At 69.1% G+C, this 23,320-nt stretch carries 25 protein-coding genes; 16 read left to right on the top strand and 9 right to left on the bottom strand.

Features of this window, described 5'->3' with window-relative positions:
* Positions 1-3 precede the first annotated feature (3 nt).
* The 6 genes from QGN30_RS21925 (at position 4) to QGN30_RS21900 (ending at position 7,089) form a co-directional block, all read left to right on the top strand.
* A complete protein-coding gene (locus QGN30_RS21925; protein ID WP_026071436.1) occupies positions 4-1,152 on the top strand; it encodes a spirocyclase AveC family protein in 1,149 nt (382 codons plus the stop codon).
* Positions 1,145-2,146 carry an SDR family oxidoreductase gene (locus QGN30_RS21920; RefSeq protein WP_038535290.1) on the top strand — a complete coding sequence of 334 codons (1,002 nt, stop codon included), beginning with the start codon at positions 1,145-1,147 and terminating at the stop codon, positions 2,144-2,146. The genes QGN30_RS21925 and QGN30_RS21920 overlap by 8 nt, the downstream gene beginning before the upstream one ends.
* Positions 2,146-3,360 (top strand): cytochrome P450, encoded by a 1,215-nt coding sequence (locus QGN30_RS21915; protein WP_009957564.1) that lies wholly within the window; start codon positions 2,146-2,148, stop codon positions 3,358-3,360. Before QGN30_RS21920 ends, QGN30_RS21915 begins: the two co-directional genes overlap by 1 nt.
* A gap of 91 nt (positions 3,361-3,451) precedes the next feature.
* On the top strand, positions 3,452-4,936 hold the full coding sequence (locus QGN30_RS21910; protein ID WP_008254448.1) for an aldehyde dehydrogenase family protein: 1,485 nt from the start codon (positions 3,452-3,454) through the stop codon (positions 4,934-4,936).
* 216 nt (positions 4,937-5,152) lie between these two features.
* Entirely contained in the window at positions 5,153-6,301 is a 1,149-nt protein-coding gene (locus tag QGN30_RS21905; protein WP_008254449.1) for a thiolase family protein, read from the top strand.
* A complete protein-coding gene (locus QGN30_RS21900) occupies positions 6,298-7,089 on the top strand; it encodes a crotonase/enoyl-CoA hydratase family protein (RefSeq protein ID WP_009957567.1) in 792 nt (263 codons plus the stop codon). The genes QGN30_RS21905 and QGN30_RS21900 overlap by 4 nt, the downstream gene beginning before the upstream one ends.
* A 16-nt stretch (positions 7,090-7,105) precedes the next feature.
* Here the strand turns inward: QGN30_RS21900 and QGN30_RS21895 are convergent, their stop codons facing one another.
* From QGN30_RS21895 to QGN30_RS21885, 3 genes are read right to left on the bottom strand one after another with little or no spacing between them, the layout of a single operon-like run.
* A complete protein-coding gene (locus tag QGN30_RS21895; protein WP_014381992.1) occupies positions 7,106-8,122 on the bottom strand; it encodes an NAD(P)/FAD-dependent oxidoreductase in 1,017 nt (338 codons plus the stop codon).
* Complete coding sequence (locus QGN30_RS21890) at positions 8,119-8,619, bottom strand: isoprenylcysteine carboxyl methyltransferase family protein (RefSeq protein WP_014379405.1); 501 nt, start codon at positions 8,617-8,619, stop codon at positions 8,119-8,121. The genes QGN30_RS21895 and QGN30_RS21890 overlap by 4 nt, the downstream gene beginning before the upstream one ends.
* Positions 8,620-8,639: 20 nt before the next feature.
* Positions 8,640-9,722 carry a type III polyketide synthase gene (locus QGN30_RS21885; RefSeq protein WP_043955624.1) on the bottom strand — a complete coding sequence of 361 codons (1,083 nt, stop codon included), beginning with the start codon at positions 9,720-9,722 and terminating at the stop codon, positions 8,640-8,642.
* A 91-nt stretch (positions 9,723-9,813) separates the two neighbouring features.
* On the opposite strand from QGN30_RS21885, the gene QGN30_RS21880 reads away from it, so the two are divergent.
* Complete coding sequence (locus QGN30_RS21880) at positions 9,814-10,962, top strand: NAD(P)H-binding protein (protein WP_014381994.1); 1,149 nt, start codon at positions 9,814-9,816, stop codon at positions 10,960-10,962.
* On the top strand, positions 10,959-11,681 hold the full coding sequence (locus tag QGN30_RS21875) for a CPBP family intramembrane glutamic endopeptidase (RefSeq protein ID WP_014381995.1): 723 nt from the start codon (positions 10,959-10,961) through the stop codon (positions 11,679-11,681). Before QGN30_RS21880 ends, QGN30_RS21875 begins: the two co-directional genes overlap by 4 nt.
* A gap of 1 nt (position 11,682) precedes the next feature.
* Here the strand turns inward: QGN30_RS21875 and QGN30_RS21870 are convergent, their stop codons facing one another.
* Together QGN30_RS21870 and QGN30_RS21865 are read right to left on the bottom strand one after the other, a co-directional pair.
* Positions 11,683-13,041: an NAD(P)H-binding protein gene (locus QGN30_RS21870; protein WP_036458332.1), complete on the bottom strand. Its 1,359-nt coding sequence runs from the start codon at positions 13,039-13,041 to the stop codon at positions 11,683-11,685.
* Between the two features lie 92 nt (positions 13,042-13,133).
* A complete protein-coding gene (locus QGN30_RS21865; RefSeq protein ID WP_014379411.1) occupies positions 13,134-13,946 on the bottom strand; it encodes an enoyl-CoA hydratase in 813 nt (270 codons plus the stop codon).
* Between the two features lie 120 nt (positions 13,947-14,066).
* On the opposite strand from QGN30_RS21865, the gene QGN30_RS21860 reads away from it, so the two are divergent.
* Both QGN30_RS21860 and QGN30_RS21855 read left to right on the top strand, forming a co-directional pair.
* On the top strand, positions 14,067-15,149 hold the full coding sequence (locus tag QGN30_RS21860) for a CaiB/BaiF CoA transferase family protein (RefSeq protein WP_014381997.1): 1,083 nt from the start codon (positions 14,067-14,069) through the stop codon (positions 15,147-15,149).
* A 49-nt stretch (positions 15,150-15,198) separates the two neighbouring features.
* Positions 15,199-15,963 (top strand): 3-hydroxyacyl-CoA dehydrogenase, encoded by a 765-nt coding sequence (locus QGN30_RS21855; protein WP_009954646.1) that lies wholly within the window; start codon positions 15,199-15,201, stop codon positions 15,961-15,963.
* Positions 15,964-16,108: 145 nt separating this feature from the next.
* Here QGN30_RS21855 and QGN30_RS21850 read toward each other — a convergent pair whose 3' ends face one another.
* The gene (locus QGN30_RS21850) at positions 16,109-16,231 is read right to left on the bottom strand and encodes a hypothetical protein (RefSeq protein WP_003878506.1); all 123 of its coding nucleotides are present in this window, start codon (positions 16,229-16,231) and stop codon (positions 16,109-16,111) included.
* A 312-nt stretch (positions 16,232-16,543) separates the two neighbouring features.
* On the opposite strand from QGN30_RS21850, the gene QGN30_RS21845 reads away from it, so the two are divergent.
* Both QGN30_RS21845 and QGN30_RS21840 read left to right on the top strand, forming a co-directional pair.
* Positions 16,544-18,859 (top strand): MMPL family transporter, encoded by a 2,316-nt coding sequence (locus QGN30_RS21845; RefSeq protein ID WP_095562492.1) that lies wholly within the window; start codon positions 16,544-16,546, stop codon positions 18,857-18,859.
* A gap of 66 nt (positions 18,860-18,925) precedes the next feature.
* Positions 18,926-19,561, top strand: coding sequence for a class I SAM-dependent methyltransferase (locus QGN30_RS21840; RefSeq protein ID WP_042792245.1), 636 nt, complete (start codon positions 18,926-18,928; stop codon positions 19,559-19,561).
* On the opposite strand, the gene QGN30_RS21835 is transcribed toward QGN30_RS21840, so the two are convergent.
* Entirely contained in the window at positions 19,558-20,271 is a 714-nt protein-coding gene (locus QGN30_RS21835) for an NAD-dependent deacylase (protein ID WP_009954638.1), read from the bottom strand. The two genes, QGN30_RS21840 and QGN30_RS21835, sit on opposite strands and share 4 nt — an antisense overlap.
* Positions 20,272-20,308: 37 nt before the next feature.
* Here QGN30_RS21835 and QGN30_RS21830 point away from each other — a divergent pair, with 37 nt between their 5' ends.
* Positions 20,309-20,674 carry a GntR family transcriptional regulator gene (locus QGN30_RS21830; RefSeq protein WP_038535302.1) on the top strand — a complete coding sequence of 122 codons (366 nt, stop codon included), beginning with the start codon at positions 20,309-20,311 and terminating at the stop codon, positions 20,672-20,674.
* A gap of 55 nt (positions 20,675-20,729) precedes the next feature.
* Here QGN30_RS21830 and QGN30_RS21825 read toward each other — a convergent pair whose 3' ends face one another.
* Positions 20,730-21,251 (bottom strand): DUF1697 domain-containing protein, encoded by a 522-nt coding sequence (locus tag QGN30_RS21825; protein WP_248923543.1) that lies wholly within the window; start codon positions 21,249-21,251, stop codon positions 20,730-20,732.
* Positions 21,252-21,326: 75 nt separating this feature from the next.
* Here QGN30_RS21825 and QGN30_RS21820 point away from each other — a divergent pair, with 75 nt between their 5' ends.
* Both QGN30_RS21820 and QGN30_RS21815 read left to right on the top strand, forming a co-directional pair.
* Positions 21,327-21,770: a PPOX class F420-dependent oxidoreductase gene (locus tag QGN30_RS21820; RefSeq protein WP_008254475.1), complete on the top strand. Its 444-nt coding sequence runs from the start codon at positions 21,327-21,329 to the stop codon at positions 21,768-21,770.
* A gap of 48 nt (positions 21,771-21,818) precedes the next feature.
* Positions 21,819-22,043: a DUF5302 domain-containing protein gene (locus QGN30_RS21815; protein WP_009954636.1), complete on the top strand. Its 225-nt coding sequence runs from the start codon at positions 21,819-21,821 to the stop codon at positions 22,041-22,043.
* Between the two features lie 34 nt (positions 22,044-22,077).
* Here the strand turns inward: QGN30_RS21815 and QGN30_RS21810 are convergent, their stop codons facing one another.
* A complete protein-coding gene (locus QGN30_RS21810) occupies positions 22,078-22,611 on the bottom strand; it encodes a nuclear transport factor 2 family protein (RefSeq protein ID WP_009954635.1) in 534 nt (177 codons plus the stop codon).
* A 111-nt stretch (positions 22,612-22,722) separates the two neighbouring features.
* Here QGN30_RS21810 and QGN30_RS21805 point away from each other — a divergent pair, with 111 nt between their 5' ends.
* Positions 22,723-23,295 (top strand): HhH-GPD-type base excision DNA repair protein, encoded by a 573-nt coding sequence (locus tag QGN30_RS21805; RefSeq protein WP_036458338.1) that lies wholly within the window; start codon positions 22,723-22,725, stop codon positions 23,293-23,295.
* Positions 23,296-23,320 lie beyond the last annotated feature (25 nt).

The following is a 23,320-nucleotide window of genomic DNA, read 5'->3' as shown; positions in this document are numbered from 1 at the left end:
ACGATGTCCACCGAACAGTCCACACCCCCTGCCGCGCCGCAGGAAACGGTTTCCCCGCCGCGAACCAACAGGCGCGGCTGGGGCGGTTGGATCTCCGGCGCCGCGCTGGCCGCCTTCGTGTTGTTCTTCATCGCGAACTGCCGGGTGGCCCTCGACCCGCGCGTGGCCAATCCGAACGTGCAGGGGCGGCCGCGCCCGGTGAAGTTCATGTTCGGGCTGGACTACATCGACTTCCTGGACTGGGCCACCGTGGTGGCGCTGATCGTGCTGTTGATCGTCTTCATCAGGGGCTGGCGCCGCAACCCCGGCAGCCCGGCGATGCTGATGTTCTTGTGCACCACGCTGATCGTGTGGCAGGACCCGATCATGAACTGGTCGCCGTTCGCGGTCTACAACCCCGATCTGGTGCACTGGCCGGAATCCTGGCCGCTGGTTTCGCTGTCGCCGACGGTCGAGCCGTTCGTGGTCTTCGGTTACGTGATGTTCTACTTCGGCCCCTACTTCCCGGCCGTCTGGCTGCTGCGCAAGCTGCAGGCGAAATACGGGCCCGCGAGCTATGCGTCGCGGCACCCCCTGGTGTGCCTGGGTCTGATCACCCTGGTGATCGGTTTCGTTTTCGACGCCTTCCTGGAGAACACGCTCGTCCACTGGGGCATGTACATCTACTCGCAGGTCATTCCGTGGGGATCGGTGTTCACCGGCACGACATTCCAGTTCCCGTTGATCTGGGAGTCGTTCTCGGTGTGCTTCGTGATGGTGCCGGCCGCGATCCTGTGTTATCGCGACGACACGGGTAAGTCGGTCGCGGAAAAGCTTGCCGCAAAAGCGAAGTTGTTCCCGGGGCGACCGGTGCTGGGCACGTTCCTGGTGATGTTCGTCATCATCAACGTGTCCTACTTCGCGTACGGCGGCTGGTTCTGGGTCATCAAGGTCACCCATGCCGCCACCTCGGTGGCTTGCCCGTGGCCGTACCCCGAGGCCAAAGTCTATGACCCGCAAGGCTTCTACGAGAAGGCGGGCGCGCAGGGTCCGTACTCGGTCGGCATCTGGTCGACGTGGGCGAGCGGGGAGCCCAACGGTCGACCCCACGTCGAGCCCCCGCCACCGGGCGAAGGCCCGTGTGCGACTCCCCCGTCGGGCAACCATGGCTGAGCCGCGCACGGTCGTCATCACCGGCGCGTCGCGCGGGTTGGGGTTCGCCTCGGCGGTGCGGCTGTATCGGGAGGGGTGGCGGGTCGTCGCGGCCATGCGCACACCCGACCGGGGAATGCCACTGCTGCGTCGGGCGATTCAGGACCGGGGGCTGTCGCCCGACGACGAACGGTTGATCGGTGTGCAGCTCGACCTGACCGACACCGCGTCGATCGCCGCGGCGGCCAAGGCCATCGAAGAGGCCGTGGGTGCACCGTATGCGCTGGTGCACAACGCGGGCATCTCCGCCGCCGGAATGGTGGAGGAGACCGACATGGCGTTGTGGCAGCGCATGTTCGCCACAAGCGTCCTGGGGCCCGTCGCGCTCACCCAGGCCCTGCTGCCGTCGATGCGGGCGGCCGGTGCGGGTCGAATTGTGTTGGTGTCCAGCGCCGCTGGAGTGCGCGGCCAGCCCGCCACCGCGCCGTACTCGGCGGCCAAGGGGGCGCTGGAGCGGTGGGGGGAATCGATGGCGTGCGAGATCGCGCCGTTCGGTCTCGGGGTCACCGTCCTGGTGGCGGGCACGTATGACACCGATATCATCACCGACGCCGGCACCATCGATGACCGCAACTTCGGCGGCCCGTACGCCCGGCTGCACACCACCATGAACAGCCGCGGGCGCTTCGCGATGAAATTGGCGCGGCCACCCGAGCGGTTCACCGACGGCCTGCTCAAGGCGCTCGAGGACCGCGCGCCGTTTCGCCGCCGCGGCATCGGCCCGGACGCGTCGATCCTGCTGGCGGCCAACAGGATCCTGCCCGCCTCAGGCATGCACCACATGTCGCGGACCGTGCTGGGCATACCGAGACAGGGGTCGATGCGGGGCGGGGCGTGGCCGCTGACGTGGGCCCAAAAGGCGATGGTGCTCGCCGCACGCGTTCTTCCGCAGCCCGTGCTGCAGCGCCTTGCGGCGCTGGCGGGGCGGCGTCAACAGGGGAGTGAGGGGAACTGATGGAGCAACTTTTCGACGACCTGGAAGACTTCGGCGCGTTCGATGACGCGGTGTCGGGCGACGTGCGCGACCCGTACACCGAATTGGCCCGGCTGCGCCGCGAGGAACCCATTCAGCGCCTCGACGCGTCGGGCATGCCGCATGAGGAATCCAAGCCCGTCTTCATCGTCTACCGCCACGAGGAAGCCCAGCAGATGCTGCGCGACAACGAGACGTTCTCCTCGGCGGCCGTCATCGCCGCGTTCGGCCCCGTGCTGGGGGAGCGGGTCATGCTCGGCATGGACGAGCCGGTGCACGGCCGGCTGCGATCGCTGGTGTCAAAGGCCTTCTCGCAGAAGGCCTTGGCTCGGTGGGAAGACGAATTGGTCGGGCGCGTGGGCAACAGCCTGATCGACAAGTTCGCGGCCAACGGCAAGGCCGATTTGGTCAAGGAATTCACCTTCGACTATCCCAGTCAGATCATCGCCGGCCTGCTGGGCCTGCCGCAGGAGGACTACCCGCAGTTTCAGCGCTGGTCCATCTCGCTGCTGAGCTGGATGCTGAATCCGGAACGCGGGCTTGCCGCCTCGGCCGCGCTGTGCGACTACTTCGCGCCGATCCTCGCGTCCCGCCGCGCCGAGCCCAAGGACGATCTGATCAGCGGGCTGGCCCAGGCGGAGATCGACGGCGAGAAACTCGAGGACGAGGAGATCTACTCGTTCCTGCGCCTGCTGCTCCCCGCCGGCGTCGAGACGACCTACCGGTCGCTCGGCAGCCTGCTGTTGGCGCTGCTGTCCGACCCCGTGCAGCTCGATGCCATCCGCGCCGACCGGTCGCTGCTGCCTCAGGCCATCGAAGAAGGCGTGCGGTGGGAACCGCCCCTGCTGACCATCACCCGGGTGGCCACCCGCGACACCGAACTCGGCGGGGTGCCGATACCGGCCGGCTCGACGGTGATGCCGATGCTGGGCGCGGCCAATCGGCAGGAAGACCGCTACCCCGAACCGGACACGTTCGACATCTTCCGCTCACCGAAGAGCCACCTGGGCTGGGGGCACGGCGTGCACGTCTGCCTCGGCATGCACTTGGCCCGGCTGGAGATGCGCACCGCCATCAACCTTTTGCTCGACCGGCTGCCGAACCTTCGGCTGGACCCCGACGCGGACGACCCCCATATCCGTGGACAGGTCTTCCGGTCGCCGACGTCGGTGCCGGTGCTGTTCGACCCGCAATAAGCGGCCCCGCGACCGGTCGCACCTTGCCAATCGGCTAGTTTCCGGTAAGGCTCTCCGTAGCCCCTCAACGACCCAGAAGAGAGTGACAGATATGACTGAGGCTGTAAAGGTCCGCTTCGAGCCGAAGATGATGATCGACGGCAAGCTCGTCGACGGGCAGGCCGGCACCTTCACCAACATCAACCCGGCGACCGAGGAGTCGCTCGGCGAGGTCGCGGACGCTTCCAAGGAGGACATGCACCGGGCGATCGACGCCGCCCGCCGCGCCTTCGACGAGACCGACTGGTCGACCAACCGCGAACTGCGCAAGCGCTGCCTGTTGCAGCTGCACGAGGCGATCGAATCGGAGAAGGAAGAACTGCGCGAGGAGCTCATCCTCGAGGTCGGCTCGCCGCGGGCCATCACGTTCGGCCCCCAGCTGGACGCCCCGCTGGAAGACGGGCTGAAGTATCCCGCCCGGTTGATCGACGAGTATGCGTGGGAGACCGACCTGGGCGACAAGGTCATCAGCCTCACCGGCACGCTGACCACCCGCAAGGTCTGGCGGGAGCCGGTGGGTGTGGTCGGTGCGATCGTGCCGTGGAACTTCCCGTTCGAGGTCACCCTCAACAAGCTCGGCCAGGCGCTGGGAACCGGCAACACGGTGGTGCTCAAGCCGGCGCCGAACACGCCGTTCAACGCCACCCGGCTCGGCCGGTTGATCGCCGAGAAGACCGACATCCCCGCCGGTGTGGTCAACGTCGTCACCGCGTCCGACCACTTCGTGGGCGAGGAGCTCACGCTGTCACCGAAGGTCGACCTGATCTCGTTCACCGGTTCGACGGTCGTCGGCAAGCGGATCATGGAAAAGGGTGCCGCCACCATGAAGCGGCTGTTCCTCGAGCTCGGCGGCAAGTCGGCCACCATCGTGCTCGAGGACGCCGACTTCGGGACGGCCTGCATGGTCGGCATCGCGCCGTGCATGCACGCCGGTCAGGGTTGCGCCAACCCGACCCGGCTGCTGCTGCCGCGGTCCCGCTATGACGAGGGCGTGGAGATCCTCAAGAACATCTACGAGAACGTCACCTGCGGCGACCCGCAGGACCCCGGAACCCTTTGCGGGCCGGTGATCTCGCAGCGGCAGCTCGACCGGGTGACGGGCTACATCAAGAAGGGCGTGGAAGAAGGTGCCACCGCGCTGGTCGGCGGTCCCGACGCCCCGACCGGATTCGACAAGGGATATTTCGTCCGCCCAACGCTTTTCACCAACGTCGACAACTCCATGACGATCGCGCAGGAGGAGATCTTCGGCCCGGTGCTCTCGGTCATCCCGTTCGACGACGAGGAGGACGCGATCCGCATCGCCAACGACAGCGTGTACGGGTTGGCCGGCAACGTGTTTGCGGGCTCCCTCGAGCGTGCGCTGTCGGTGACCCGCCGCATCAAGGCCGGCTTCATGGGCGTCAACGGCGGCGCCCCGTACGGTGCCGACACGCCGTTCGGCGGCTACAAGGAAAGCGGCGTGGGGCGCCAGAACGGTGTCGCCGGGTTCGACCAGTACACCGAGATCAAGTCGGTCGCCTACCCCGCCGGCTGAGGCTTGGGCGCGCCACCCAAAGCGGCTGTGACAGCGCTCTTTACGTGGCTGCCGAATGCGCCGGCACCCGTGCTGGCGCATTCGGCCACGCAATCGGTCACCTCGGCTCGATACGGGTGAGAAGCACCCCGGCCCTCGCCCTCCCAACCCCTTGGTTGACAATCGAGGCAAGACTCACTCGTTTTTCGAAGTCCACGTGTCAAAGGAGACAAGACCATGGCTGAAGCCGTCATCGTCGAGGCAGTGCGTTCACCGATCGGGAAGCGCAACGGCGGATTGTCCGGGGTGCACCCGGCGGATCTGTCCGCGCAGGTGCTCAACGGCCTGGTGGACAAGGCCGGCGTCGACCCGGGCATCGTCGACGACGTCATCTGGGGCTGCGTCATGCAGGCCGGGGAGCAGGCTCTCGACATCGGCCGCACCGCGCTGCTGACCGCCGGGTGGCCCGAGACCGTCCCCGGCGTGACCGTCGACCGTCAGTGCGGGTCGAGCCAGCAGTCGATCCACTTCGCGGCCGCCGGGGTGATCGCCGGGCACTACGACGTCGTCGTCGCCGGCGGCGTCGAGTCGATGTCGCGCACCCCGATGGGGGCGTCGCTGGCCAACGGCGGGCGGCCGTACTCGCAGGCCTTCCTGGACCGCTACCAGGGCCAGATCCCCAACCAGGGCATCGGGGCGGAAATGATCGCCGAGAAGTGGGGCTTCGACCGCACGGCGCTCGACGAGTTCTCGTTGGCCTCGCACGAAAAGGCCGCGGCCGCACAGGATTCCGGTGCCTTCGACGATCAGATCGTCGGCATCAAGGATCAGGACGGCAATGTGGTCCTCAAGGACGAGGGCATCCGCCGCGGCACGCCGATGGAGAAGATGGCCTCGCTGAAGCCGGCGTTCAAGGAGGACGGCGTGATCCACGCCGGCAACTCGTCGCAGATCTCCGACGGTTCGGCGGCGCTGCTTTTCATGTCGGCCGAGAAGGCCAAGGAGCTGGGCCTCAAGCCGATCGCCAAGGTGCACACCGCTTCGCTGGCCGGGGCCGACCCGGTGATCATGCTGACCGCCCCCATCCCGGCGACGCAGAAGGTGCTGAAGAAATCGGGGCTGTCCATCGACGACATCGGCGCCTACGAAGTCAACGAGGCGTTCGCGCCGGTCCCGCTGGCGTGGCTCAAGGACATCGGCGCCGACGAGAAGAAGCTCAACCCCAACGGCGGCGCCATCGCGCTGGGCCACCCGCTCGGCGGATCCGGCGCCCGGATCATGACCACCCTGCTGTATCACATGCGGGACAAGGGAATTCGCTACGGTCTGCAGACCATGTGCGAGGGTGGCGGCCAGGCCAACGCCACCATCGTGGAACTGTTGTGACCCAGGAGCCGGGCGCCCTGGCCGAACGCCGGGGCAACGTGATGGTGATAACCATCAACCGGCCGGAGGCCCGCAACGCGGTCAACGCCGCGGTCAGCATCGGTGTCGGGGATGCGCTGGAAGCGGCGCAACACGACCCCGAGGTGCGGGCGGTGGTGCTCACCGGCGCGGGCGACAAGTCGTTCTGCGCCGGTGCCGACCTCAAGGCGATCGCGCGCCGCGAAAACCTGTATCACCCCGACCATCCCGAATGGGGCTTCGCCGGCTACGTGCACCACTTCATCGACAAGCCGACCATCGCGGCGGTGAACGGGACCGCGTTGGGCGGCGGCACCGAGCTGGCGTTGGCCAGTGACCTGGTGGTGGCCGACGAGCGGGCCCAGTTCGGGCTCCCCGAGGTCAAGCGTGGGCTGATCGCCGCCGCCGGTGGCGTTTTCCGCATCGCGCAGCAGCTGCCGCGCAAGGTGGCGATGCAACTGCTGCTGACCGGCGAGCCGCTCACGGCGGCCGCCGCCTGCGAGTGGGGGCTGATCAACGAGGTCGCCCCGCAGGGCTCGGTGCTGGACGCAGCGCTGGCGCTGGCGGCGCGGGTCACCGTCAACGCGCCGCTGTCGGTGCAGGCCAGCAAGCGGGTCGCCTACGGCGTCGACGACGGGGTCGTCGTCGGCGACGAGCCGGGTTGGGACCGCACCGTGCGCGAGATGCGGGTTTTGCTCAAATCCGAGGACGCCAAGGAGGGGCCGCTGGCGTTCGCCGAGAAGCGGGAGCCGGTCTGGAAGGCGCGGTAACGCGCTGCTAGGCGGGCTAGTGCGCCAGGACGTTCACCCCGCGGCGGAACACCCCCGGTAGCAGCGTGCACGCCGGCACGACGGCGCGGCGCACCGCGGGCGGCGTGCTGGCCAGCACCAGCCCGCGGGTGAGCAGCCGGTAGTCGCGGGTGATCCGGTGCCAGGCCCTCTCGTAGGACGCGGGCGCCTCGGCGGCGATGGCATCGACGGCCGCGGCGGCCTGCTTGAGGGCCAGACTGATGCCCTCGCCGGTCAGGGCGTCCTCGTAACCGGCGGCGTCGCCGACCAGCAGGACGCGGCCCGCGACGCGCCGCGAGACCACCTGGCGCAGCGGGCCGCAGCCGCGCGGCTGCCCGCGGCTCGCGCCCTCCAGCTGCCGGGCCAGCCGCGGAAACCAGGCCAGGTCGGGCCGCCCGCGGGACAGGATCGCCACCCCGACCAGGTCGGGCTCGACCGGCGTCACGTACGCCTCGCCCCAGCGCGACCAGTGCACCTCGACGAAGTCGGTCCACGCCGGCACCCGGTAGTGCCAACGCACGCCGTAGCGTCGCGGCGTTCCCGCCGTCGCCGCGATGCCGACGTCCCGCCGGACCTGTGAATGCAGGCCGTCGGCCGCCACCAACCATTTCGCGCGCACCCCCGCGGCCGATACGCCGTGCGCGTCCTGCCGGACACCGGTCACCCGCGCTCGGATCCAGTCCGTGTCTTGCTCTTTGGCTCGCGCGGCCAGCGCCGCGTGCAGCGTGGTGCGCCGCACGCCGCGCCCCGGCCCGCCGCGAAACCGCGCCTGGGCCCGCCGCCGTTCGCTCACGTAGGCGATGCCATGGAACGGCATGCCGGCCGGGTCGACGCCCAGCGCGGTGAGCTCGGCCAGGCCGCCGGGCATCAGCCCCTCACCGCACGCCTTGTCGATGGGGCTCTCGCGCGGCTCGGCCACGATCACCGAAAGTCCAAGGCGTCGAGCGTGTAACGCCGTGGCCAGGCCGCCGGGGCCGCCGCCGACGATCAGCAGGTCCGCGTCGTAATCGCTCATGTGTAACCCAGAGCCGAGTTCTCCACCCGCAGCCGCACCCCGAGCAACGCGGCGTTGGCCAGCGTGAAGATGGCCGCGGTCAGCCACGCCGTGTGCACCAGCGGCAACGCCAACCCCTCAGCCACCACCGCAACATAGTTCGGATGGTGCAGCCAGCGGTAGGGACCTCGTCGCACCAGCGGGGCCTGCGGCAACACGATCACCCGGGTGTTCCACCGCCGCCCCAGCGTCGCGATGCACCACCAGCGCAGCGCCTGGCTGGCCGCCACCACCGCCAGCATCGGCCAGCCCAGCCACGGAATGAACGGCCGGTGCAGCGCCCACGGTTCGACGAGGCAACCGACCAGCAGCCCGGTGTGGATGACCACCATCACCGGATAGTGCGATCGGCCAAATTCTTTGGCGCCCTGGGTAAACGACCATCGCGCGTTGCGGGTGGACACCACCAGCTCGGCGACGCGCTCGACCCCGACGGCCAGCACCAGCAGGTAATACATGGCTACAGTCTTTACCAGCGCTACCAGGCCAGCAGCACCAGTTCGGAGCAGAACGCCGGCCCCATCGCGATCATCAGGCCGATCGAGCCCGGCGCCGGCGGATCGGCCATGTTGGCCGCGAGCACGTCGAGCACCGAGACCGACGACAGATTGCCGTTCTCGCGCAACGACTTTCGGGTGCGGTCCAGGGCGTCCGCGGGCAGGTCCAACACGTGCTCGACGGCCTCGATCACCCGGGGGCCGCCCGGGTGGCAGACCCAGGTCGTCACGTCGCGGGGGCGCAAACCGTAGTCGGCGAGGAAATCGCGGACGTCGTCGCCCAGGTATTTCTCGGCGATGGTGGCGATGTCGGCGGACAGCACGATGCGGAATCCGTCGCCGCCGATCTTCCAGCCCATGACGTCTTCGGTGTCGGGATAGATCCGGCTGCGGGTGGCCAGCACCCGGGGGCCGGTGTGTTCGGCGCCGGTGCGTTGGGCGCCCTCGCTGATCACCACGGCCGCGCCGTCGCCGAAGAGGCTGGTGGCGACCAGGTTGGCGACGGACGTGTCGTCGCGCTGGATGGTCAGCGAGCACAGTTCGACCGCGAGCAGCGCGGCCGTGTGGTCGGGGAAGGCGCGTAAATAGTCGTGCATGCGCGCCACCCCGGCCGCGCCGGCGACGCAGCCCAGCCCGAACAGCGGGACGCGTTTGACGTCGGGCCGCAGGCCGACCCGCGTCGCCAAGCGCGCTTCCAGCGTCGGCACGGCGAGCCCGGTGACCGTCGTGGAAAACACGATGTCGAGCTCCGACGGCTTGACCTTGGCCTCGTCCAGGGCCGCCACCAGCGCCTGCTCGCCGAGCTCGAGCGCGACGTCGAGGTAGGCGTCGTTGGCCTCGGTGAAGCCGCTCAGCTCGCGGTAGCGGGGCAGCCGCAAGGCGGTGTTGCGGAACTCGACCCCGCTGCTGCCGCCGAAACGGCGGAAATCGGGGCCGGCGATGTCGGTCAGCGCGCGGATGGCCTCGTGTTGGGTGTAGCGATTGGGCGGGAACTTCACCGCCACGCCGGCGATGGACGGATATTTCACCGCGGTGTCCGCGGCGCCCCCAGTGAACTTCTTCATGCCCCCGGTCACGGTGCCGGTGCCGCGCCGGTTCAAATTCGTCTTTGCGTCGCGCGGGCCACGGGCCAGATCGTCGGGCTAGGGTCGGGGTATGCGGGTTCTGGTCACCGGTGCCACCGGCTATGTGGGATCACGGCTGGTCACGGCGCTGCTGGAAAACCGGCACCAGGTGGTGGCCGCCACGCGAAACCCGTTGCGGCTCAAGCGCTTCGGCTGGTTCGACGACATCACACCGGTGACCCTCGACGCCGCCGACCCGGAGTCGCTGCGGGCGGCCTTCGCCGGCTGCGACCCCATTGACGTGGTGTATTACCTGGTGCACGCCATCGGTCAGCCCGGTTTCCGCGACGCGGACAAGTCCGCGGCCGCCAACCTCGCGACCGCGGCCCGCGACGCGGGGGTGCGCCGCATCGTCTACCTGGGCGGCTTCGTGCCCGCCGACGAGGCGTTATCCGAGCACCTGACCAGCCGGGCCGAGGTGGCCGAGGCGCTCACTGTCCCCGACGGCCCGGAGCTGGTGTGGCTTGGCGCGGCGATGATCATCGGCGCCGGCTCGACGTCGTTCGAGATGATGCGCTACGTGGGGGACCGCTTCCCGGTCATCCCGATCCCGAGCTGGATGGACAACCCGATCGACCCGATCTCGATCCGCGACGTCCTGCACTATCTCGTCGCCGCGGCCGATCGTGACCGGGTGCCTGCGGGGGCCTACGACATCTCGGGGCCCGACACCACCTCCTACCGGCGGCTGCTGAAGACCTACGCCCGTATTTCCGGGCGCTGGCACACCGGCTTGCCGGTCGGCAGGGTCGACACGGGGCTGGCCTCGCTGATCACCGGCGTCGCCCTGCCGGTGCCCCCGGGCCTGGCTGGGGACCTGGTCGAGTCGCTGGACCACCCGATGGTGGCGTCGGTCAGCGACCTGCGCGACCGGGTACCCGATCCGCCCGGCGGCCTGCTCGGGATCGACGACGCCATCGCGCTGGCGCTGCGCGGCCTCTCCAATCAGCGGCCGCGCCCGGTCAACGCCCTGGCCGATCCGCACGACCTCGCCAACACCGACGCCGCCTGGGCCGGTGGCGACGCGCGGCGCCTCCGCCAACTCGCCCAGCGCGTCACACCGTCCATCGCGCGGCCGACCCTGGGGCTGGTGAACAGGGTCCCCGGTCCGGTTGCCGGAGCGCTTCGCACCGGCCTCGACATTTTGATCGCCCTGACCCCGAAGGTGCGTCCCGCATGAGCCAGTCAACGGCCCCCTACCACAGCAGCGTCTTCGCCGAGTTGCGGCGCGCGATCACCAATGTTGCTGTGCCCCATCATGAATCGCCGTCCGTCGTGCGGCGGCGCCGCGTCATCGTCGCGATCACGCTGGTGGTCGGCGCGGCGGTGCTGGGGTATTCGTTGCGGCGCCATCCGGGGGAGGCCAGCTTCTACTGGCTGACGCTGGCGCTCGCGGCGGTGTGGACCGCGGGCGCGTTGGTCTCCGGCCCGCTGCACCTGGGCGGCATCTGCTGGCGGGGCCGCAACCAGCGGCCGGTCATCACCGGGACGACCGTCGGCCTGCTCGTCGCTGGCGCGTTCGTGGTGGGTGGGCTGATCGCCCGAGAGATCCCGGCCGTCTCCGACCTGATCACCCGGGTCCTGCTCTTCGCCCATCAGGGGTCCTTCCTGCTGGTCGTGCTGATCACCGTCATCAACGGCGTCGCCGAGGAGCTGTTCTTCCGCGGCGCGCTTTACACCGCGCTGGGCCGCTATCACCCGGTGCTGATCTCCACGCTGCTCTACACCGCCGCCACCATGGCCAGCGGCAACCCCATGCTGGGATTCGCCGCGATCATCCTCGGGACGGTGTGCGCGCTGGAGCGCCGGGCCAGCGGCGGCGTGCTGGCGCCGGTGCTGACCCACGTCGGCTGGGGGCTGATCATGGTGCTGGTCCTGCCGCCGATGTTCGGGGTCTGAGTCACCCCGGCGTGACGACCTCGCGCGCCAGGCCCCGCAGCGCCGCGACGCGCAACGGCCACACCGTGCGCCGGTACATCCGGCCGAGGACGCCGCGCGGCACGAAGATCAGCCGTTGCGTGTACCGGCTGGCGCCGCCGTCGTGCGGCCGCGTCGTGATCTCCAGCCAGGCCCGGCCCACTCGACTCGGCGTGGAGTGCAGCCGCAGGCCGACGCCGGGATCGCTTTCCTCGACCGTCCAGCCGCTAAGCGGTAGGCGTCGCTGCCACCGGCGGGCGGTTGCCGCGGCGCGGGCCGCCGACCACACGTCACCGGGTGCGGCGCCGGCGATCGCGGTCCGCACGTCGGTGTAGACGATCTCACCGGCCCAGTCGGGGTCGCTGGGCAACGGCTCGGCCGGCTCGGACCGCAGCGAGGACCAGCTGGTCTCGGGGACGCCGCGGGCGGCTCGCCGCAGCGCCAACTCGACCGCGCGGCGGTATCCGGTGAGCCCGCCCGGCGGCGGGGCGATGATGTCGTCGATGTCGGAATCACGGGTCACCGCATCGCATTCCAGCGACTCGACCAGCGGCCGGGCCAGGCCGGACGGGATCGGGGTCACCAGACCCACCCACAGGCTGGCGATCGCCGGGGTGAGAAACGGCAGCACGAACAGGTAGCGGTTGCCCAGCCCGGCGACCTCGGCGTAGACGCGCATCATGTCGCCGTACTCCAACACGTCGGGGCCACCGATGTCCCAGGTCCGCGACTTCGGGACCGGGGTGGTCGCCGCGGCGGCCAGGTAGTGCAGCACGTCGCGCACCGCGATCGGCTGGATCCGGTTGTGCACCCACTTCGGTGTGGTCATCACCGGCAACCGGTCGGTGAGGTGCCGGATCATCTCGAACGACGCCGACCCCGACCCGATGACCACCCCGGCCTGCAGCACCACGGTCTCGACGCCGGAGTCGATGAGGGCCTCGCCGACGGCCTTGCGCGACGCGAGATGCGGTGAGAGATCAGCGTTTTCGGGATGCAAGCCACTGAGGTAGACGATCCGGCGCACCCCGGTGCGCCGGGCGGCCGTCACGACATTGCGGGCGGCGCGGGTCTCCTCGGCGGCGAAGTCCTTCGACGTTCCCATCGAGTGGACCAGGTAGTACACCACGTCGATCCCGTCGCAGGCGGCGATGAGCGAATCGACGTCACCGAGGTCGCCGCGCGCGACCTCCGCCCCTTGCCGCCACGGCACCTCGGCCAGCTTGTCCGGGTTGCGCGCCAAGGCCCGAACGTGATGTCCCGCGTCCAGCAGCCGGGGCACCAGGCGCCCGCCGATGTAGCCGGTCGCTCCGGTCACCAGGCACCGCACCTGTTCGGGCATCGATTCTCCGCTCGTCAGCCGTCGTTCTCCTGACGAGAGGGTTACCGCATCGGCGCGGGCTCAAGCGTCGCGCCGGGCGGGCGCGACGGCCGTCAGCGGTCGGTGAAGTTGGGCGTGCGGCGCTGTTGGAAGGCCGTGGCGCCCTCGACGAAGTCGGGGGACTTCAGCAGCACCGACTGCCCGTCGAACTCCCGCTGCAGGGCCGGATCCAGTTCGGTGAGCGTGGCCGCGTTGATCGCCAGCTTGGTCTTGGCGAAGGCGACGGCCGGGCCGCCCAACAACCGTGCGATCACCTTGTCCACCTCGGCCTCGAAGTCGTCGGCCGGATAGACCGCGGTGACCAGCCCCCAGGACAACGCGTCGGCGGCGGTCAACCGTTCGGGCAGCAAGGCCATCTGCATGGCCCGGATCCGCCCGATCGCGGCCGCGATCAACGCCGACGCGCCGCCGTCGGGCATCAAGCCGATCTTGGTGAAGGCGAGCATGAAAAACGCGCTCTCCGAAGCCAATACGACGTCACAGGCCAGGGCGATGGAAACGCCCACCCCGGCGGCGGGGCCCTGGACGACCGCGACCACCGGGTGGGGCAGCGCGGCGATCGCGCGCACCAGCCGGTTGATCTCGAGGATGATCTCGTCCGGCGGGACGCCGCCCCCGTCGGACACGTCGTCGGCGCTGATGCCCGCACCGGAGCTGAAGCCGCGTCCGGCGCCGCCGAGCCGCACCACCTTGACCTCGGGGTCGGTCGCCGCGTACTCCATCGCGTCGGCGATCCCGGTGATCACCGGAATGGTCAGGGAATTCAGGCTGTCGGGCCGGTTGATGGTCACCGAGAACACGCCGCCGGACAGCGTGACGTCGAGGCCGGCGACGGGGGCGAGGGTGGCGATCGCGGATGAAGGCATGGGCTCACCATAAGTGACCGGGCTGCGCGGGCCACGGGCACGGCTGCGAAGATGTCGAACGACCGGTTGTTTGAGCACGAACGGTCGGAGTCGTCAGAGCGGACGAAAGGTCGGTGGATCATGGCTGGACCGTTGAAGGGGTTGCGTGTCATCGAGTTGGCCGGCATCGGGCCGGGCCCACACGCCGCGATGATCCTGGGGGATCTGGGTGCCGACGTGGTGCGCATCGATCGTCCTTCCTCGGGCCCCGGGGGTGTCGCCAAGGACGCCATGATGCGCAACCGCCGCGTGGTGACCGCCGATCTGAAGTCCGACGAAGGCCGCGGTCTCGTCCTCAAACTGATCGCCAAGGCCGATGTGCTGATCGAGGGCTACCGCCCGGGCGTCACCGAGCGGCTCGGCCTCGGCCCCGAGGACTGCGCGAAGGTCAACGACCGCCTCGTCTACGCGCGGATGACCGGCTGGGGTCAGACCGGCCCGCGCAGCCAGCAGGCCGGCCACGACATCAACTACATCTCGCTCAACGGCATCCTGCACTCCATCGGCCGGGTGAACGAACGGCCCGTCCCGCCGCTGAACCTCGTCGGGGACTTCGGCGGCGGCTCGATGTTCCTGCTGCTGGGCATCCTGTCGGCGCTGTGGGAGCGGCAGACGTCCGGCAAGGGGCAGGTCGTCGACGCGGCGATGGTGGACGGCTCGAGCGTGCTGGTCCAGATGATGTGGCAGATGCGCTCGTCGGGCATGTGGACCGACGCGCGCGGCACCAACCTGCTCGACGGCGGCGCCCCGTATTACGACACCTACGAATGCGCCGACGGCCGCTACGTCGCGGTCGGCGCCATCGAGCCGCAGTTCTACGCCGCGATGCTCGCCGGGCTGGGGCTGGACGGCGCGGACCTGCCCGGGCAGAACGACGTCGGCCGCTGGCCGGAACTGCGGGCGGTGCTGACCGAGAAATTCGCCGGCCAGGACCGCGACCACTGGGCCAAGGTGTTCTCCGACTCCGACGCGTGCGTGACGCCGGTGCTGGCCTTCGGCGAGGTGCAGACCGAGCCGCACATCACCGAGCGGGACACCTTCTACGAGGTCGACGGCGGCCTGCAGCCGCGGCCGGCGCCAAGGTTCTCCCGCACGGCGCCCGAGACACCGCGCCCCGCGACGCCGGTGGCCGACGCCGAAGCCGTACTCAACGACTGGGTATAGTCCCAACCAACCAGTTGGCTGGAATCCAGGAAATCAGGGAAGGACTCGCATGGAGATCAAAGACGCCGTCGCCGTCGTCACCGGGGGCGCCTCAGGGCTGGGCCTGGCCACCACCAAGCGGCTGCTCGACCGCGGCGCCCAGGTGGTGGTGATCGACCTGCGTGGCGAGGACGCCGTCCGCGAGCTGGGCGAGCGCGCCCGCTTCGTCGAGGCCGACGTCACCGACGAGGCCGCCGTCGGCAAGGCCTTGGACGCCGCGGAGTCGATGGGCACGCTGCGCATCAACGTCAACTGCGCCGGCATCGGCAACGCCATCAAGACGCTGTCCAAGGACGGCCCGTTCCCGCTGGACGGGTTCAAGAAGGTCATCGGCGTCAACCTGATCGGCACCTTCAACGTGCTGCGACTGGCCGCCGAGCGCATCGCCAAGACCGAACCCATTGGGCCCGAAACGAGCCCAGAGCGCGGCGTCATCATCAACACCGCCTCCGTCGCGGCGTTCGAGGGCCAGATCGGCCAGGCCGCCTACTCGGCATCCAAGGGCGGCGTGGTCGGAATGACGCTGCCGATCGCCCGCGACCTCTCGCGCGAGCTCATCCGCGTGGTGACTATCGCGCCCGGGCTGTTCAAGACCCCGCTTTTGGGTTCGCTGCCCGAGGAGGCGCAGGCCTCGCTGGGCAAGCAGGTGCCGCACCCGGCCCGGCTGGGCGACCCCGACGAGTACGGCGCGCTGGCCGTGCACATCGTCGAGAACCCGATGCTCAACGGCGAGGTCATCCGCCTGGACGGCGCCATTCGCATGGCGCCGCGCTAGGCGCGTGCCGCCGTCGGACAAAACGAAAGCCCCCCGCGTCGGCGGGGGGCTTTCGTGATGACCACGATCGATGGTTACTTGCGGAACCACCGACTGACGGAGGGTTCGGCCATTAACAGCCGTGCGAGCATGCTCATGGTCTGCCTCAGCTCGCCGCTTGCAGTTCGTCGAACTGCTCCGAGGTCTCGCCTTCCACCAGCACGTCGCCGTGGTAGAGGGCCTCGAAGTCGACCTTGATGACGTCGGCACTTGTGTCGTCGATCCACATGACACTGAGCGTATGGGCCACCCTTAAGGAAACTTTGAGTCACGATTCGGAAAATGGTGGCAATTTACCCGCGGGTAGGGTGGCCGCCATTTCCGCTGGGATTTGCGCCCTGAGCTGCTTATTTGCGACACAATTTTCTGGCCGGACTCTTACCGTTCTACCGGTTTAAAAAATGCGGCGTTGAACGATCCACCCGCCCGCCTGCGTGCTTAAGGACAACACTGTTCGACGCGTGGACATTAGCGTTTGTTACGTTGTCGCGGACTAGCCAGCCGCCAGCGCAACGGGGCACCGGCAGCGGAAGGGCTCACAATGCTGCAGAAAATCGCCCGAGTCGCTATCGCGGCGCCGCGCCGGATCATCGCGATCGGGGTGCTGGTTTTCATCGCCGCGGCCGTCTTCGGCGTTCCCGTCGCCAAGAGCTTGTCTCCCGGCGGCTTCCAGGATCCGGACTCGGAGTCCGCCCGCGCCATCGCCGTGTTGACCGACAAGTTCGGGCAGAGCGGTCAGCAGATGCTGATCCTGGTGACGGCCCCCGGCGGCACCAACAGCGAACAGGCCCGCGCGGTGGGCACCGACCTCGTCCACCAACTCCAAGGGTCCCCGCTGGTCTACAACGTGTCCTCGCCGTGGACCGGCGCGGCCCCAGCCGATCTCGTGAGCCGCGACGGCAAATCGGGCCTTATCGTGGTCAACCTCAAAGGCGGCGAAAACTTCGTCCAGAACAACGCGCAGACGCTGTCGGACCAGTTCGTCCACGACCGCGACGGGGTGACCGTCCGCGCCGGCGGCGCGGCCATGCAGTACGCCCAGATCAACAAGCAGAACCAGGACGACCTGCTGGTGATGGAGATGATCGCGCTGCCGCTGAGCTTCGTGGTGCTGATCTGGGTGTTCGGTGGGCTGCTGGCCGCCGCGTTGCCGATGGCGCTGGGCGCGCTTGCCGTCGTCGGCTCGATGTCGGTGTTGCGCCTGATCACCTTCACCACCGAGGTGTCGATCTTCGCCCTCAACCTCAGCACCGCCCTGGGCCTGGCGCTGGCAATCGACTACACGCTGCTCATCGTCAGCCGCTACCGCGACGAACTGGCCGAGGGCCACGACCGCGACCAGGCGCTGATCCGGACGATGGCCACCTCCGGCCGCACGGTGCTGTTCTCCGCGGTCACCGTGGCGCTGTCGATGTCGGCGACGGTGGCCTTCCCGATGTACTTCCTCAAATCGTTCGCCTACGCCGGGGTGGCCACGGTCGCCTTCGTCGCCACCGCCTCGATCGTGATCACCCCCGCCGCGATCGTGCTGTTGGGCGACCGGCTGGACGCGTTCAATGTGCGCCGGTTCTTGCGGCGGATGCTGCGGCGACCCGAGCCGGCGCCAAAGCCCGTCGAGCAACTGTTCTGGTATCGGTCGAGCAAGTTCGTGATGCGCCGCTGGGCGCCGGTCGGCCTGGCCGTCGTCGGCCTGCTCCTGCTGCTCGGGCTGCCGTTCTTCTCGGTGAAGTGGGGGTTCCCCGACGACCGGGTGCTGCCGCGCTCGGCGTCGGCGCACCAGGTCGGCGACCGGTTGCGCAACGACTTCGCCGACGATTCCGCGACGTCGGTGCCCGTCGTCGTCCCCGATGCCTCCGGCCTGAATCCCGGGGATTTCGACAGCTACGCCGCCGCGCTCTCGCGCGTGCCCGACGTGGCGGCCGTGTCCGCGCCCGGGGGCACCTTCACGGGCGGAAACCGGGTGGGGCCACCGGCCGGGGCGACCGGGCTGGCCCAGGGCAGCGCCTTTTTGACCGTCAGCAGCACGGCGCCGCTGTTCTCCGCGGCTAACGACGCCCAGCTCGCACGGTTGCACGACGTCCCCGGACCGGCCGGGCGGGCCATCGAGATGGGCGGCGTGGCGCAGGTCAACCGCGACAGCGTCGACGCCGTGACCGAACGGCTTCCGCTCGTCCTCGGGCTGATGGCCGCGATCACCTTCGTGCTGCTGTTCCTGCTCACCGGCAGCGTGCTGCTGCCGATCAAGGCGCTCGCGTGCAACTTCCTGTCGTTGACCGCGGCGTTCGGCGCGCTGGTGTGGATCTTCCAGGACGGCCATCTCGGTGCGCTGGGCACCACGCCGAGCGGGACGCTGGTGGCCAACATGCCGGTGCTGCTGTTCTGCATCGCCTTCGGACTGTCGATGGATTACGAGGTCTTCCTGCTCTCCCGGATCCGCGAATACTGGCTGGCGTCCGGCGCCGCCCGGCCCGCCCGGCCCACCCCGAAGCAGGCCCACGCCGCCAACGACGAGAGCGTGGCCCTCGGCGTCGCCCGCACCGGTCGGGTCATCACCGCGGCCGCGTTGGTGATGTCGATGTCGTTCGCCGCGCTGATCGCCGCGCACGTCTCGTTCATGCGGATGTTCGGTCTGGGCCTGGTGCTGGCCGTCTTCGCCGACGCCACCCTGGTGCGGATGGTGGTCGTCCCGGCCTTCATGCACGTGATGGGCCGCTGGAACTGGTGGGCGCCCCGGCCCCTGGCGTGGCTGCACGATCGGTTCGGGATCAGCGAAGGCGTCGACCCCGCGCCCCGCCCGCCCACCCCCGAGCCCGTCGCCGGGGCGGCGCTCGTGGAGCCGGTGCCCAATATCGGTTAACGTCCGGCCTGTCCCGGCGCCGAACCCTATTCTGGGCGTCATCCGAGACGGAAGGTTCACACACGTATGACAACGGCGGTCGTCGACAATCCCTTCTTCGCGCGCGTCTGGCCTTTCGTCGCCAACCATGAAGCCGAGGCGATCCGGGTCCTGCGGCGGGAGAACCTGGCCGGGTTGTCCGGCCGGGTGTTGGAAGTCGGCGCGGGGATCGGGACGAACTTTCCGCACTACCCGGCGTCGGTCGACGAGGTCATCGCGGTGGAGCCCGAACCGCGGCTGGCGGCGCGGGCCCGCGCCGCCGCCGACGCGGCCCCCGCCCGGGTGATCGTTTCCGGCGAGACGGCCGAAAGCCTCAGCGCCGGTGAGCCGTTCGACGCGGTGGTGTGCTCGCTGGTGTTGTGCTCGGTCCGTGACCCGGGCGCCGTGCTGCGGCGCCTGTACTCGTTGCTGCGACCGGGTGGGGAACTGCGCTACCTCGAGCACATCGCCAGTGCCGGCGCGCGGGGCCGCTTTCAGCGTTTCGTCGATGCGACGTTGTGGCCCCGGCTGTTTGGCAACTGCCACACCCATCGCGACACCGAACGCTCGATCCTCGACGCGGGATTCGAAGTCGACACCTCGCGGCGGGAGTGGACGCTGCCGGTCTGGGCGCCGATGCCGGTGTCCGAACTCCTGCTGGGCCGCGCGCGCCGGCCCGCCTAGTTCAGCAGGGCGGGCAGCCGCTGCAGCAGTCCCGGCAACGCCTGGCTCGCCGACTCGCGGATGCTGAGGGTGGCGTTGGCCGACAGCGGCGTGACTTCGGGATTGACCTCGATGACGGCGGCGCCGCGCGCCAGCGCCAGCTCCGCGAGCCCGGCCGCCGGATAGACGATCGCCGACGTCCCGACCACCACCATCACGTCGGCGGACTGGGTCGCCTCGACGGCGCGCCGCCACGGCTCGTCGGGCAACTGTTCACCGAACCACACGATGTCGGGCCGGATCAGGCCGCCGCAATGACACACCGGGGGCTCCACCTCGAGCGCCGGTTCGGGCATGTGCGGGAGCGCGCCGCTGTATGGCTCAGCGCAACGCGCACAACGGAATTCGAACAGGCTCCCGTGCAGGTGGTGGACGGAGCCGCTGCCGGCGCGCTCGTGCAGGTCGTCGACGTTCTGGGTGATGACGGTGACCCGGGCGTCGTCCTGCCAGGCGGCGATGGCGCGATGACCCGCATTGGGTTGCACGTCGGCGACCAGGTAATGCCGCCACAGGTACCAGCCCCAGACGCGCTGGGGGTTGTCGCGCCACCCTTGCGTGCTGGACAGCTCGTAGGGATCGAAGCGGGCCCACAACCCGTTCTTGTCGTCGCGGAACGTCGGCACACCGCTTTCCGCGGAGATCCCCGCGCCGCTGAGCACCGCTACGCGCATCCCACCAAGATAGCCGGAGGTGGGGGATACTGAACGGGTGGAGCTGGGTGACTGGTTGCGGGTCGACGTGAAGGCGGGCAAGCCGTTGTTCGACCAGCTCAGGACGCAGGTTATCGACGGGGTCCGCGAGGGCGCGCTGCCGCCGGGCACGCGCCTGCCCACCGTGCGGGACCTGGCCGGCCAGCTCGGGGTCGCGGTCAACACCGTGGCTCGCGCCTACCGCGAGCTGGAGACCTCCGCCATCATCGAAACCCGCGGCCGCTTCGGCACATTCGTCGCCCGCTACGACCCGACCGACGCCGCCATGGCCGCCGCCGCACGCGAGTACGTCCGGGTAGCGCGCGGACTCGGGTTGGACAAAGCCGATGCCCTGCGCTACATCGAATCGGTGCCCGACGAGTAAGCGCTACCGTTCGGCATCGAAAAGCGTTGGCGCGCAGCCCATGCGGTAGTACCGCTCAGCGCAGCACCTTGTCGAGCGTGCGCAGGTTGCGCGTCGTGGTCGACGACTTGTAGCGCGCCTTGCCCATCGTCTTGCCGATGGTGCTGTCCAGGGTGCCGCCCTTGGGGACCTGCCAGTAGACCACGCCGTCACCGCGGCTGATCCGCTCGTCCGGGCCGGCCTCCTGACCCAGCGCGGCGAGCTCGTCGAGCACCGCCTTATCGGCGACGAACGTGACGTAGGACTGGTAGCCGTCGGCGTCGCGCTCGAACGGATAGGCGTCGACCACCTCGCGCACGGTGCCGATGACATAGGCGAGCACCCAGGCGTCGTAGCCGAACCGTTCGCGCAACGCCGCCTCGGCCTTCCTGCGCACCGCCGCCACGCCGGCCGACGACTCCAGCACGACGTTGCCGCTGGCCAACACGGTTCGCACCTCGGTGAAGTCCGCGTCGGTCAGCGCGGCCGCCACCTCGGCCATCTTCAGATTGACGCCCCCGACGTTCACGCCACGCAGAAACGCCGCGTACTTGGTCATGCCCCGATTCCACCAGCCCGGCCGGGGGACGACCATCCCGGGCCGCCCGGGCGGCGCGCGACGTAGGCTTTCGTCATGGGACGCCAAGTCTTCGACGACAAGCTGCTGGCCTTGATAAGCGGACATTCCCTCGGGGTGCTGGCCACCATCAAGCGCGACGGGCGACCGCAACTGTCGAACGTGAGCTACCACTTCGACCCGCGCAGCATGGCGATCCAGGTGTCGATCACCGAGCCGCGCGCCAAAACGCGCAACCTGCGCCGAGACCCGCGGGCGTCGATCCTGGTCGACGCCGACGACGGCTGGTCGTACGCCGTCGCCGAGGGCACCGCCGAACTGACCCCCCCGGCGGCCGCGCCCGGCGACAGCACCGTGGAGGCGTTGATTGCCTTGTACCGCAACATCGCCGGCGAACATCCCGATTGGGACGAATACCGGCAGGCGATGGTCACCGATCGGCGGGTGCTGCTGACGTTGCCGATCTCGCACCTGTACGGCATGCCGCCCGGCATGCGGTAGCCGCGCCGCCTGCGCGCCCGCCCGTCAAACCGGGGCTAAGCTGCCCCTATGGCCGCATCGAATGCCCGGCAGGGTTCACAGTCGTCCAAGGCTTCGGGGGCTTCTGAACCGCCCGGGTCGGACGAGGACACCAAGCGCAAGTTCCGCGAAGCGCTCGACCGCAAGATGGCGAAATCCTCGACCGGATCCGACCACAAGGACGGCGCCGGCAAGCAGTCCCGGGCGCACGGCGCGGCGGGTAACCGGCGCGAGTTCCGCCGCAAGAGCGGCTGACCCCCGAGACTCGTTGGTAGACGGCCCGATTCGCCTAGCCGCTGGGTGGGCAGAACAGGCCGATCGAGGGGTCGTCTCGCCCCGGTTTGCCGCGCAGGCTTCCTCGGGTGCTGGGATGTCCGAAGTCCAGTCGGGACGGGTCGTTCTGGTAGGCCCAGTCCGCCACGATGGTGCGCCGGCTGAACTTCCAACGGCCGTCGTGCCTGGTGTACTCGTCCAGGTACCGGCCGCCGATGATGACGTCGACGTCGTGGTCGGGACCGGCGAAGGTGTGAAACACCAGGCAGTAGACCTCACCGTGGGCCTTTTCGCCCGCGACCACGAAGTTCGTCGTGGTGATGTTGTGTTGGGAGACACGCACATACGGCTGCGCGGCCTGCAACTGCGCGATGAACTGTTCGACACCGCCGGTCGAGAACGAGCCGTGCGAGTCGGTCGCGTCGGGGTGATACATCTCCCGCAGGCCTTCGTAGTCGGCGCGGTCGACGGCGCGGCAGTAGGACGTGACGAGCGCGTGCAGTTCGTCGCGGGCCAGCATCAGCTCCAATCGGGCCTCATCCACCACCACGTCACGATAACTCGACGGTTAGGGTGCTGGTCGTAGGCGCGGTTTCGGCGGTTGCTGTCGCACCAACCGGCCTCGGTCGTAGGGTGTTCACCGAAAGGAAGGTCGTTGACGGTGAAACTTTGGCTGGCTCAAGATCCCGAGGCCGACGCGCTGCTGGACGAGAATCCGTTGGCCCTGCTCATCGGGATGGTCCTCGATCAGCAGGTGCCGTTCGAGACCGCCTTTTGGGGACCGAAGAAGATCGCGGACCGCATGGGCGGTTTCGGCGCTCACGAGATCGCCGAGTACGACCCGGACAAGTTCGCCGCGCTGTGCTCGGAAAGACCTGCGATACACCGTTTTCCGGGATCGATGGCCAAACGTATCCAGACCCTGGCCCAGATCATCGTGGACCGCTACGACGGTGACGCCGCGGGCTTGTGGACCTCGGGTGACCCCGACGGCGAGGAGCTGCTGCGGCGCATCAAGGGGCTGCCCGGTTTCGGTGCGGTCAAGGCGCAGATCTTTCTGGCGCTGCTGGGCAAGCAGTACGGCGTGACGCCAAAGGGCTGGCGCGCGGCCGCCGGTGAGTTCGGCAAGGCGGGCACGCACATCTCCGTCGCCGATATCGTCGACGCCGAGTCGATGGGCGCGGTGCGTGCCTATAAGAAGCAGATGAAGGCGGCAGCCAAAGCGGCGAAGTAGTCGGTGCACAGAAGGGAAGGGCAGC

The organism is Mycobacterium sp. 3-98 (assembly GCF_035918355.1).
In the GTDB taxonomy this organism is placed as follows: domain Bacteria; phylum Actinomycetota; class Actinomycetes; order Mycobacteriales; family Mycobacteriaceae; genus Mycobacterium; species Mycobacterium intracellulare.
Note: the sequence above shows the minus strand (reverse complement) of the source record. Positions and strands in the feature narration are given on the sequence as shown.

Excerpts from the sequence above, each read along its gene's own strand:
- QGN30_RS21870 (WP_036458332.1), bottom strand. The coding sequence starts at position 13,041 with ATGCCCGAACAGGTGCGGTGCCTGGTGACCGGAGCGACCGGCTACATC.
- QGN30_RS21835 (WP_009954638.1), bottom strand. The coding sequence starts at position 20,271 with ATGCGCGTAGCGGTGCTCAGCGGCGCGGGGATCTCCGCGGAAAGCGGT.
- QGN30_RS21905 (WP_008254449.1), top strand. The coding sequence starts at position 5,153 with ATGGCTGAAGCCGTCATCGTCGAGGCAGTGCGTTCACCGATCGGGAAG.
- QGN30_RS21915 (WP_009957564.1), top strand. The coding sequence starts at position 2,146 with ATGGAGCAACTTTTCGACGACCTGGAAGACTTCGGCGCGTTCGATGAC.
- QGN30_RS21875 (WP_014381995.1), top strand. The coding sequence starts at position 10,959 with ATGAGCCAGTCAACGGCCCCCTACCACAGCAGCGTCTTCGCCGAGTTG.
- QGN30_RS21890 (WP_014379405.1), bottom strand. The coding sequence starts at position 8,619 with ATGTATTACCTGCTGGTGCTGGCCGTCGGGGTCGAGCGCGTCGCCGAG.
- QGN30_RS21895 (WP_014381992.1), bottom strand. The coding sequence starts at position 8,122 with ATGAGCGATTACGACGCGGACCTGCTGATCGTCGGCGGCGGCCCCGGC.
- QGN30_RS21865 (WP_014379411.1), bottom strand. The coding sequence starts at position 13,946 with ATGCCTTCATCCGCGATCGCCACCCTCGCCCCCGTCGCCGGCCTCGAC.
- QGN30_RS21815 (WP_009954636.1), top strand. The coding sequence starts at position 21,819 with ATGGCCGCATCGAATGCCCGGCAGGGTTCACAGTCGTCCAAGGCTTCG.
- QGN30_RS21925 (WP_026071436.1), top strand. The coding sequence starts at position 4 with ATGTCCACCGAACAGTCCACACCCCCTGCCGCGCCGCAGGAAACGGTT.
- QGN30_RS21840 (WP_042792245.1), top strand. The coding sequence starts at position 18,926 with ATGACAACGGCGGTCGTCGACAATCCCTTCTTCGCGCGCGTCTGGCCT.
- QGN30_RS21855 (WP_009954646.1), top strand. The coding sequence starts at position 15,199 with ATGGAGATCAAAGACGCCGTCGCCGTCGTCACCGGGGGCGCCTCAGGG.
- QGN30_RS21845 (WP_095562492.1), top strand. The coding sequence starts at position 16,544 with ATGCTGCAGAAAATCGCCCGAGTCGCTATCGCGGCGCCGCGCCGGATC.
- QGN30_RS21850 (WP_003878506.1), bottom strand. The coding sequence starts at position 16,231 with ATGTGGATCGACGACACAAGTGCCGACGTCATCAAGGTCGACTTCGAG.
- QGN30_RS21885 (WP_043955624.1), bottom strand. The coding sequence starts at position 9,722 with ATGAAGAAGTTCACTGGGGGCGCCGCGGACACCGCGGTGAAATATCCG.
- QGN30_RS21920 (WP_038535290.1), top strand. The coding sequence starts at position 1,145 with ATGGCTGAGCCGCGCACGGTCGTCATCACCGGCGCGTCGCGCGGGTTG.
- QGN30_RS21910 (WP_008254448.1), top strand. The coding sequence starts at position 3,452 with ATGACTGAGGCTGTAAAGGTCCGCTTCGAGCCGAAGATGATGATCGAC.
- QGN30_RS21820 (WP_008254475.1), top strand. The coding sequence starts at position 21,327 with ATGGGACGCCAAGTCTTCGACGACAAGCTGCTGGCCTTGATAAGCGGA.
- QGN30_RS21825 (WP_248923543.1), bottom strand. The coding sequence starts at position 21,251 with ATGACCAAGTACGCGGCGTTTCTGCGTGGCGTGAACGTCGGGGGCGTC.
- QGN30_RS21880 (WP_014381994.1), top strand. The coding sequence starts at position 9,814 with ATGCGGGTTCTGGTCACCGGTGCCACCGGCTATGTGGGATCACGGCTG.
- QGN30_RS21860 (WP_014381997.1), top strand. The coding sequence starts at position 14,067 with ATGGCTGGACCGTTGAAGGGGTTGCGTGTCATCGAGTTGGCCGGCATC.